Origin of the sequence: Paraburkholderia sp. SIMBA_027, assembly GCF_046535315.1 — a bacterium.
In the GTDB taxonomy this organism is placed as follows: domain Bacteria; phylum Pseudomonadota; class Gammaproteobacteria; order Burkholderiales; family Burkholderiaceae; genus Paraburkholderia; species Paraburkholderia tropica.
Genome location: NZ_JAWRWY010000037.1, coordinates 18,612 through 28,193 on the forward strand (window position 1 = coordinate 18,612; position 9,582 = coordinate 28,193).

A 9,582-nucleotide genomic window follows, 5' to 3' on the forward strand; every position below is an offset into this window, starting at 1 on the left:
GGATGTTGATCGAAAGCCAAGACGTCACGTCCGTCTTGCCAAACCATCTGTGATCCGGACAGCATGTTCGTCACGATCATTGCGCAAGGCACAGGTCAGTGCAAATTGCAGGCAAAGCAGCAAACAAATCGCACCATAGACAAGCCCAAGACTGCCGACCTGATACTTTACCCAACCACCGGCAAAGTTGCCGATCATTCCGCCTACACCGACCATCACATTCGCGATTCCAAACGCTTTGGTTAACGAAGCGGCAGGAAGCGTTTTGCTCATATATGCGGGTACCAAACCAAAAATCGGATAGAACGACAGGCCAAAAAGTAACGCCGCGATATAAAGGCCACTCTGCCCCGTTCGTAGCCAGACCAGCAACGTTGCAATGATTGAAAACGAAAACGTGATGATCATAGCGCGCTTAATTCCAATCCGATCCGCTAATACACCCAACGCGAAACCCGCTACCATACCAATTGCTCCGATCAGCGACCAGACATGGCCTGCGGTGATGATTGAATAGTGCAATTCATCACGGATCATGGGAACGAGGTATGTCTGAAAAGGAAGCAACGTTAGCCCATTCAGAAAGGTCACTCCAAAGATAATCGCAAGTTGGTTCCCGCGTCCGGCATTTTCCGCCATGGGACGTAATGGCGCAGATGTCGACGCATCGACGTCTCGGAGCAGCTTATAACGTGTGAAGACACATAACGCGAAAAGCGTGAGTCCCAGCGTAAGAGTTCCCGACACGATCCACACTGACCGCCATCCGAAGTGAGGAATGGCATATGGCACGAAGAGTCCATTCGCGAAGACACCATAACTTGTGCCGCTTGAAATTAGACCTAGCAATCTCGCACGATAGCCTTCCGATACCTGACGCGTGACAATTTCTGCGAGAGGTACGTAGACCGACGCAGAGCACCCGCCGAGCAATGTCAGTAATACGCCAGCCTGCAGCGCATTGTTGGAATATGCCAGACCCAGAAGGCAGATGCTGCATAGGCCGACCGACGAGAGCGCCAGGACACCTCCGCCGATCCGGCGGCTGAGCATACTGCCCGCGAATGCGAATACCAGGAAACCTATCTGCGCCGCAGCAGTAATCGTTCCGACTGTGGAATAGCCAAAGCCAAGGTCATTCTTCATCTCAATTACAACAGTGGCAAATAGATAAACGCCAAATCCGTATGTCACTGCGACAAATGCCGTCAAGGTTATTGCTAGCACCAAAGTCTTCGCAATGCCGCTATCCACAACACTGGTTTCTCGCATTACATACCTCGCTGTAAGTCAGCCCTGCTCAGATAGCCGGATTACGACATACGTGGAGAACAAATCCACAGTTGAGTGGATCGTATTGTTCTTTGAAATCGCCATAGGAACTCATGTATTCCAGACCTGCTTCCTCGATTGCATGACGTAATGCCGTCGCGCGAATTGGATGAACAGAGAGCCGGAATTGAGCGCCGTCGCCGAACGTGTACACAAAATCGACGTTCTCCTCGTGAGCGTTTTCAAAATGGACCTGGATTGCGTCGCCGCAATAGGCAACACTGGCGGCCGTACGATACTTTCCAGCAAGAATCGCATCGAAATTGCGTTGATCGATCAGGAGAATCCCACCCGGCTTGAGCACACGACGAAACTGCACGAGCGCGCTGCGCCTGTCGCTTTCGGACCGAAGATGGCAAAAAGAACTTCCAAGGCAGACAACGGCGTCAAACACCCCGTCTATATGACTCGTCAGTGAGCGCCAATCAGCCACTTTCGCCTGTACCAACTGCCCGCGATCAGCCGCATTTCTTAAGGTTCGTTCCACCATCGTCTCGCTGCCATCAGATGCGGTAACGTCGAAGCCCGCACGAGATAGATCAATCGCGTGATAGCCGGTTCCGCAGGCAACGTCCAGTACGCTTCGAACCCCCTGTTTTGTCAGATAGGACTGAAAGAAGCCGCTTTCGGCACTCGCGCGCCCGTCCCAGTTGATTAACTCGTCCCAGCGATCGACAAACGACTGGTGATATTGACCCACAAAATCTCGGGCACCAGGTTCCATCTCTTTGGTAAATACGTTTTCCATGCAAGTACCTTACCCTCGAGGATATTCGGATCGGTAGTCAGGCCGCCTGGGCTGCACGTCTTGCGTATTCGCGATATTTCGCCCCAAGCTCCTGAGCCCGGTCGAGGCAATCGTCTAGCTTCATGATTCGGCATTCATATCCAATCAGACGCTTCATGATGTCGACCGACCACTCAGCAAAGCGCACAGTTCCGTCGATTTCGATGCTTTCGATTCCGTCTGCCATTTGACAACGTTCATTAATCGCTACCGCATCGTTGAGTGCGACGTTGCCCGGCAGATCCAGCTGCACACTCATCTGGTGAACCTTCACGGGATAGCCGCCTGGCAGTCCATTTGGGCCGGGAGCATGAGTGCAAACCGGAATTTCAGAGCACAGACCACGTAGCACGCTCACCGCAGACGCGGCAGTCAGAATCTGGCCATCCACACCGCCGAGGCGACGGTGACGGCTGCCAACTGATTCGAGAATCGCTTTGATCGGTACGCCATGAGTAACGTCCACACCATCTTGCTCGACCTGAATGCAATACGGCGCATTGGGTGGTTCGCCGTAGCGGGGGACATAGTGGCTAAAGTAGTGTTGCGCAATCAAACGAACCCCGATGCGTTCAGGCGTCGTATCAAAATACTCGGCAATCGATGCACGAATCGCCGGCACCACGTTGCAGACATTGCCAATTCCAACTAGAGGAGCGAGCCCAACATGGCTGAGGATGGGATTAACTGCATCCGGGAATGCAGCGTTGACAACCACGGCTTTCACGTCTGATGCAATCACTGCAACCATTAGCCGGTGCATCAGCGCCAGATGCATTGGAAGCCAAGGTCCGAACTGTGCAGCGTCGAGTTCATCGAAATGTGCTTTCGGCAGACTTGTGATGATCCGCCATGACTGCAGGGAGGCACCATTGAAAATCACCGAAGGTCTGTGTTTCGCAATAACTGCAGCCGTGCGCCCCGTATCCAGCAGGTCGGCAGCATCGGCATCGACCCGTATCGTCTTTCCAAGTTGGAGGGCGGTCAACCGAACCAGATTCGCGAGTCTGGTAGCCGCTTCCAGGCTCCTCCCAACCACTACGAGGTCAGCGCAATCGTCACGTGCGAGCATATGCATAACATTCGCAGTCAGGTTGCCCGCGCCAACGAGCATCACTTTGCCTTGAAATTGAGGGTCTCGTTTCATTTTTTCTTTCCTCTTAGCGTGGATACGCACCGTTGTCGACGGGCACGACTTTACCTGTAAGGTGCTTACTTGCATCGGAGAGCAGGAACATCACGACATCTGCAACGCCATCTGGCAAAATTGGATCTTTCAAGGTTTCCTGACGCTGATATTCTTCGAGTCGGTATTTTGGAATCCGGTGATAAATCGCCGTCTCACGAATCAGTGCCGGAGATACGGCATTTACACGTACTTCCGGTGCAAAGTTCCACGCATTGCTCTTTGTGAGACCTATAACAGCAGCCTTTGTCGAGCCGTATAAAGCATCGGAACTCCCTACCTCCCCGGCGACCGATGTGACGTTTACGATGGCCGCACGACGGCCAGCATCCCGGACGTGAGTCGCGAAATCCTTCGATAGATGGATCAACGAAGTGAGGTTCACCGCGATGATGTACTCGATTTCGTCGTCGGTGTACTGATAGACGCTCTTGCCGTGGTAGAGCCCGGCGTTGTTGACAAGCCCATCGATAGAATCGAAGCGTTCGGTGCAATGAGCGAAGAACCGACGAAGTGCACTGAGATCGGCAACATCGACGACTTCGCTAAAAAACATCCCTTCGGGAAATTCCCGTTTTAGCCGTCCCATTGCTTCGCCGTCGATATCGCACCCGATTACCGTTGTACCTTGAGCTACGCATTTTCGTGCGATCGCTGCACCAATGCCATTCCCTACGCCAGTGACCATTACTTGTCGCATTGTGCTCTCTCCACGGAAAAAGGAAGCCTTTTCGCGTTTAACAGTTCATAGAATGGCAGGTGATGTTCGTAGTACGCTCGTAGCCTCGGATTCGATTCGAGATCGGTCGAATATCTCCGCGAACCATTACTGGTAATTGCGGTGCTCTCGGCGGCGTCCTTGTGCCACTCATGCCATGTCGCCCACTGTGATGGCATCACAGGTCGCCATTGCAGCGCCGCTGGTAGATGCTCGATATCCACCGCTTCACAGAACGCGCGGATGACAGCGTCAGGATGAGCAGCGAGATCATCCGCATGAATAATGACGGGACTCCGATTTGTAAGCTCGCTAACTCGTTCGAATACGCGATAAAGTGCCTCATAGCCGATCGCGTCAAGCGGCATATCCGGAAACAACTCCGCATGAGAAAGAATGGTCGGAATCGGATCGCGGATAATAAACGCGTTGACCTGAACTTCCAGAAACTCGGTATCAAGAAGCAACTGATCAAGGCAGTGATAGCACATGTCTTTGTGAAAGACATTTCCATGCTTTGAAGCCTGTATCAGTCGGTTCTTCACCTCAACGTACGAGGTCGGCTCACTCTGCGGAAGATGATTGAACGGAATGTGCTGACCGTCGCTCCCAGCGAAGCGGCAACTTGAGAAAGGCTCATGAAAAACCTGAAAATCGCCGCGTTCGATAAACACTCGCTCGAAAGCCGTCGATCTCGATCGGGGATGGGCCCAAAGGGCAATCATCAAACTCACGCTGCCTCCCCAAGTACACCGGTGTGGAGCGTATTGTCCAGTGGCGACGCATACGTTTTGGGTTGACTCCAATGGCGCGCCTGAAAAGCGCGTGCGATAAAATCGTGCATTCGTCGAATGCTTGCACACGCCTCGGCAGCGGTCGTGATGAAGGCGCCCTGATGATGGAATGCTTCAGCGCTCATGCCATCCGCCCTACTCGCGCTCATGAAGTAAGGAAGGGACAACAGCCTCTCGTAAAGATCTGTGGGCACATCTTCGATAGACGCCAGATCCATTGGTACGTGTTTAGGAGGTAAGCAGTATTTCGCGTCAAGCAGAGTTTTTAGGAGGGTGGGAGTAAGTGTGTAGACAACCGGAGTTCCAGCAGTTTTTTCAAGATGCCAGCACGTCGTTGCACCGTCGTTGTCGTTAACATCAGCCTTGATGCTCGACAACAAGAGCTTCGCAGGAACTCCAGAATCAGCAATTTCCTGGAGCATATTCCGGAAAACCAGCACCTCTGCCCACCTGACGTCAGCAAGCCCGAAGTCGAGGCCCCGGGCACTCGCCTGCTCTATTAAGTCACCCTGCGCGCCGAAGCGACCAATCATATAGGTGATGACACTTCGCCAGCGGGCAGGCTCCTTACGTCGTCTTCGAAGTCCCGCGTCGATTGCCCTCAAGCAGCATCGCACTTGCGGAACGGTGTACGAAAATGTGCTGTTAATCGAAATGCCATTTTCGACGAGTTTTTCTATCGCGTCATAGCCTGCTGCAGTACCGGGCACCTTGACCATAACGTTGGGGCCTAACGACGCTAACTCGAGCCCTTGGTGATACATGTGCTCGCTGTTAAGAACATCACGTGGATCGACTTGTGCCGACACCCATCCGTATTTACCGTCTGTGACCTCCCAGAGACCTCGGAGCGAGAGGGCTGCATCAGCCAGAACAGCCTTGTAGAGCCGCCAGAAAATCGTCTGTAGCGATGCATATGGCGACGAGTCATGAGCTTGTGCACTTCACCTTGCCAACGTGTTGCCTGTGCAAGCACGCAATCTGCAATCAGGCGAGGATTAGTCGTCGCCCCTCTGAACTGAGATTTTGCTGGCTCCGTTCCGTTGAGCAATGCCGACGTGTCGTCGCCATTAGGGCTCAACGTGCTTCGCCATTGCTGAAAAACGGATGGCGAAGAATCCCACCATACTTCGGAATCCTTACAATAAGAATTGATTTGATGTATGAAGCTCATTGCCTTCTCACCTCCTCACAATTCGAGTTGGAACCTGATTTTCCCGTTCGTTACCTTGACTGGTATTGCGAGATTAGGTCCGGCAGCAACGCCATAGTCGAAAAAGTGGTGCTTGCTCCGGCATCAAGGAGTTCGCCAGCACGATCATGGGATGCGTAACCGAGGACTGTCATTCCAGCCGCGACGCCCGCCATCACCCCGACAATACTGTCCTCGATCACGATTGTTCGGGCCGGAACTGAATCCATCATGCGTGCGGCGTGCCGGAATAATGTTGGGTCCGGCTTCCACGACTGGACTTCATACGCGCTGAATATTCTCCCGGCGAAGCGGGCCAAAAGCCCTGTCAGCGACAATGTGAAATGGATTTTGTCCAGTGGTGCGCTTGACGCGACGCAGGTACGCGCCTGGATGACGTTCAGCGCATCAACGACACCATCGACAGCCTGCAGATCCGAGGCAAAACTGTTTTGGGCTTCCGAGCGAAAACGTCGCTCAAAATCCGACGGGAGCGTTATGCCATGAGATCCCTCAATCTCAGCGAGACACTCAGCGATCCGACGGCCGCGAAAGCGGGAAATCGCAACCTCATCGCTGATATCGACGCCAAGTTTACGCAACATCTTTGCCAGGATTGAAAGGCCTAGCTGCTCGCTGTCTACAAGAACGCCATCGCAGTCAAAGATTACCAGGTTCTGCCTAGACGCCCCCTCAGATTCTTTCACTTTGCTTTCTCTCATTTTTCCCTCGGCTTGCATAGTGAATGTGTCTCAGCTGGCCCCGATTCTGGCTCTCAAAAATTAACCTGTCAACAGCAAATTACCGGTTAAAAATAACCCGTATTACCATTTTTGATGGTAAGAATTTCATCCGCATGGCATACTCAGCCAACCTTGTGGAGGCCTGATATGCCAGAGCATCGTGGAAGGATCGACACCATACGTCTGGTGGGCGGAAACGCGTGTCTAGATTTCGTGAACACCGCCAACGGCCGTCGGACGAACGGAACGCTTGGCTCACTTGAAGAGAACTTGTGCCAGCCCGACGACGTTGCCACCTGGGCTCTTCGAGCAACGCTGGTTGCGCCGAGCGAGTACGAAGCTCTCCTTGGTGCTATCAAAGCTGACACCACAAATGCCGCTAACCAGCTAGCGGCTCTAATTGCATTTCGGGATCGGCTATATCGCCTGCTAGAAGCGACAGTCAGCGGAATGGATTGTGCCGACGGAGTGGACGAACTGAATCGGATGCTCGCGCGCACGACACCATTCCGGCACATTGAACACGACAAGCAGGCGCCGCGATTTCAATGGGTCTGGACGCAGCCCGTTACGACACATTCAATTTTTGATCGTGTACTGGGGCGCGTGGCGCTTGGAGCTGCCGAAGTCCTAACTGGGGAGAATCTTCCTAGATTGCGGATTTGCGCCTCTTGCGACTGCGACTGGCTTTTTCTCGACGCGAGCAAGAGCGGCCGCCGTCGTTGGTGCCAGATGGATGTTTGCGGCAATCGCGCCAAGGCACGGCGACATGCCAAGCAAATAGACGTCTAATCTCACGGTCAAAGGAAACTGTGCGCCCTTGCGGCCCCTTTCCCTATGACCGGTCACTCCCACCTGCAGACGCACGCCCGTACCTACGCGTATTGGTCGGCAGTCAGCTAGTTCCAGTCGCTCGTCTCAGTCAGTTACAGATCATTTGACCGGCCGGTTCACTCCGCTAACAGCCATTGCTCGCCTGCAGCTACGAGCGGCTGCTTCGGGTCGGACGCAGACTCTCGCCTCAACTCGAGGTGCATCACTTTATGCAATACGCATGAGGCCGTATCAGGCCCGTGTCAGATACTCAACGTTACCCGCTAAATTGGCAACGATCCGCGCCTTCTTGCCCAATTGCAGTGGGGGGGAATCGCTGCAGAGTTCGCAATGTTAATTGTGGGCGGACTTTTGATGTTGCTTACGGAAACATGGCTCTTGCATTTTGCAAACTGATGCCGAGTGCCAGGAGAACACTAAAGAATCGATCGTGCGCTGCCGATATCATTCATCAAGCCGATGGCGACACTGCAGCTCTTGTGGCCTGGAAAGTTCTTATCCCCAGGGTGGCTGATGCCTTGGTTGCGGCGCTACCGGTCATCATGTTCCTAAACAAAAATCCGGATATACAAAATGCGCTTTATCCTTCTTTCAGCGATCTTCATCTCTCTCCTCGCCGGGTGTGCGGGGGCGCCGACCATGAATCCTCTACCCGCCGAACGGGGGCACGATGTAAGCGTGGCACTTGCCGGCGGTGTGAGTGAATTGCAGATCGATACGGGATCATTTGACATTTCCTCTGAAGCGAAGGCGGATCTTCTCGGGGCCTTCCATGCCGAAATGAAGAAGATTGGTATTCCGGTTACGGCGGCGGGCGCTCCGGTTGCGCTGCATGTAAGTGAATTCAAGACACGGCCCGTTGCGGCACGGATACTCTTGGGCGTGTTCGCCGGCAGCGACCACATCAAGGGTACGGTTACGATCGCAGGAACCGAGTTCGAGGTGGCCGACACAGGCGTCACGGTGGTGGGTGGCCTAGGTGTTGTCGCGAGGAATGTTGGCGTACAGACGGCTGACGGAATTGGGCAACTGGCCGGCGTTGCCGTCAAGTAACAAGCGCGGGGGCCGCACTTCAGACGGCGCGGTCCGTGCCGCAAGCGCTATCGGTTGCGGTGCGGGCAACGAAATGGTGTCGCAGAAGAGTGAGCATTCGCATCCGCTCGCCGCCTATCGCGTGATCAAGCATCCGCTTGGGGCTACAACGGAGGTTCAGAATCAAACCGAGTCCGGCTATGTCGAGACATGGATCGCCGACAATTGACACCGTGGTTTCTCATTCCTGTCTATCTGCGGAAGTCATGTCTCTACTGCCAACGGTCAAACAAAGTGAATAAAGGCGATATCGAGAACGCTGGACCGTCAATCATCCGTACTGTTGCAGGCAACGTAGCGACAATGCAGTTCCGGAGCACATGGACTGGAGCTGTCGGCGTTGAGACGATAACTTTCGATAAAGGTTTGCTCATGGCATGTCGTGCATGCCAATCAACGAACAGAATTGGTTCCCCGGCGATGCTGTATTGAAGCTGGGCAAGCCGCACCTTTCGTATCGCACATCGATTTGCGGCGCTGTTGAAAACCAATCAGGGAAGTAGAGTTCTGCGCTGCACCTCCCAGGTTGTTCCAGCTCGAGATATTCGACACCTCTGGTGAGACGATCAACAAATTTCCTTTCGCCGGAACGACTCCAACTCCCAAATGGCCGTAAGTACCTCCCGCCGTTACACGACCGAAGAAAGTCAAACGTAAGCAATGGGATGGACGCCCCCACCTATAACGGCATCGATGTGCCAGAGTGGAAGTGTCGTCAACCACTCGAACAGCGGGAGCGCCCACCATGGAGATTACAACGATCGGCATCGACCTGGCGAAGAACGTATTCCAGGTCCACGGGGTGAACAAGCACGGCAAGGTTCTGCTTCGTAAGCGACTGGGCAACCCATCTTGAAATGCCCTAAAGGTCTTGGGAGTATCGTGTCCACCTAACGAATAAGCG

The 9,582-nt window shown here is 53.7% G+C and carries 10 protein-coding genes; 3 read left to right on the forward strand and 7 right to left on the reverse strand.

Features of this window, described 5'->3' with window-relative positions; translation table 11 throughout:
• Positions 1–24: 24 nt before the first annotated feature.
• The 7 genes from SB764_RS37210 to SB764_RS37240 form a co-directional block, all read right to left on the reverse strand.
• Positions 25–1,272 (reverse strand): MFS transporter, encoded by a 1,248-nt coding sequence (locus SB764_RS37210; protein WP_410866349.1) that lies wholly within the window; start codon positions 1,270–1,272, stop codon positions 25–27.
• Positions 1,273–1,300: 28 nt separating this feature from the next.
• A complete protein-coding gene (locus SB764_RS37215; RefSeq protein WP_410866350.1) occupies positions 1,301–2,080 on the reverse strand; it encodes a methyltransferase domain-containing protein in 780 nt (259 codons plus the stop codon).
• A gap of 37 nt (positions 2,081–2,117) precedes the next feature.
• Positions 2,118–3,266, reverse strand: a complete 1,149-nt coding sequence (locus SB764_RS37220; protein ID WP_410866351.1) for a hypothetical protein — start codon at positions 3,264–3,266, stop codon at positions 2,118–2,120.
• Positions 3,267–3,279: 13 nt separating this feature from the next.
• Positions 3,280–4,005 (reverse strand): SDR family NAD(P)-dependent oxidoreductase, encoded by a 726-nt coding sequence (locus tag SB764_RS37225; protein WP_410866352.1) that lies wholly within the window; start codon positions 4,003–4,005, stop codon positions 3,280–3,282.
• Positions 3,993–4,748, reverse strand: a complete 756-nt coding sequence (locus SB764_RS37230) for a hypothetical protein (protein ID WP_410866359.1) — start codon at positions 4,746–4,748, stop codon at positions 3,993–3,995. Before SB764_RS37230 ends, SB764_RS37225 begins: the two co-directional genes overlap by 13 nt.
• Positions 4,749–4,753: 5 nt before the next feature.
• Entirely contained in the window at positions 4,754–5,716 is a 963-nt protein-coding gene (locus SB764_RS37235; RefSeq protein WP_410866360.1) for a transaldolase family protein, read from the reverse strand.
• A 325-nt stretch (positions 5,717–6,041) separates the two neighbouring features.
• Positions 6,042–6,731: an HAD family hydrolase gene (locus SB764_RS37240; protein WP_410866353.1), complete on the reverse strand. Its 690-nt coding sequence runs from the start codon at positions 6,729–6,731 to the stop codon at positions 6,042–6,044.
• A gap of 168 nt (positions 6,732–6,899) precedes the next feature.
• Here SB764_RS37240 and SB764_RS37245 point away from each other — a divergent pair, with 168 nt between their 5' ends.
• From SB764_RS37245 to SB764_RS37255, 3 genes are all read left to right on the forward strand, one after another.
• Positions 6,900–7,544 (forward strand): CGNR zinc finger domain-containing protein, encoded by a 645-nt coding sequence (locus tag SB764_RS37245; RefSeq protein WP_410866354.1) that lies wholly within the window; start codon positions 6,900–6,902, stop codon positions 7,542–7,544.
• A 615-nt stretch (positions 7,545–8,159) separates the two neighbouring features.
• Positions 8,160–8,639: a hypothetical protein gene (locus SB764_RS37250; protein WP_410866355.1), complete on the forward strand. Its 480-nt coding sequence runs from the start codon at positions 8,160–8,162 to the stop codon at positions 8,637–8,639.
• Between the two features lie 73 nt (positions 8,640–8,712).
• Entirely contained in the window at positions 8,713–8,847 is a 135-nt protein-coding gene (locus SB764_RS37255; protein WP_410866356.1) for a hypothetical protein, read from the forward strand.
• Positions 8,848–9,582 lie beyond the last annotated feature (735 nt).

Excerpts from the sequence above, each read along its gene's own strand:
- SB764_RS37250 (WP_410866355.1), top strand. The coding sequence starts at position 8,160 with ATGCGCTTTATCCTTCTTTCAGCGATCTTCATCTCTCTCCTCGCCGGG.
- SB764_RS37240 (WP_410866353.1), bottom strand. The coding sequence starts at position 6,731 with ATGAGAGAAAGCAAAGTGAAAGAATCTGAGGGGGCGTCTAGGCAGAAC.
- SB764_RS37220 (WP_410866351.1), bottom strand. The coding sequence starts at position 3,266 with ATGAAACGAGACCCTCAATTTCAAGGCAAAGTGATGCTCGTTGGCGCG.
- SB764_RS37210 (WP_410866349.1), bottom strand. The coding sequence starts at position 1,272 with ATGCGAGAAACCAGTGTTGTGGATAGCGGCATTGCGAAGACTTTGGTG.
- SB764_RS37215 (WP_410866350.1), bottom strand. The coding sequence starts at position 2,080 with ATGGAAAACGTATTTACCAAAGAGATGGAACCTGGTGCCCGAGATTTT.
- SB764_RS37255 (WP_410866356.1), top strand. The coding sequence starts at position 8,713 with ATGGTGTCGCAGAAGAGTGAGCATTCGCATCCGCTCGCCGCCTATCGC.
- SB764_RS37225 (WP_410866352.1), bottom strand. The coding sequence starts at position 4,005 with ATGCGACAAGTAATGGTCACTGGCGTAGGGAATGGCATTGGTGCAGCG.
- SB764_RS37230 (WP_410866359.1), bottom strand. The coding sequence starts at position 4,748 with ATGATTGCCCTTTGGGCCCATCCCCGATCGAGATCGACGGCTTTCGAG.
- SB764_RS37245 (WP_410866354.1), top strand. The coding sequence starts at position 6,900 with ATGCCAGAGCATCGTGGAAGGATCGACACCATACGTCTGGTGGGCGGA.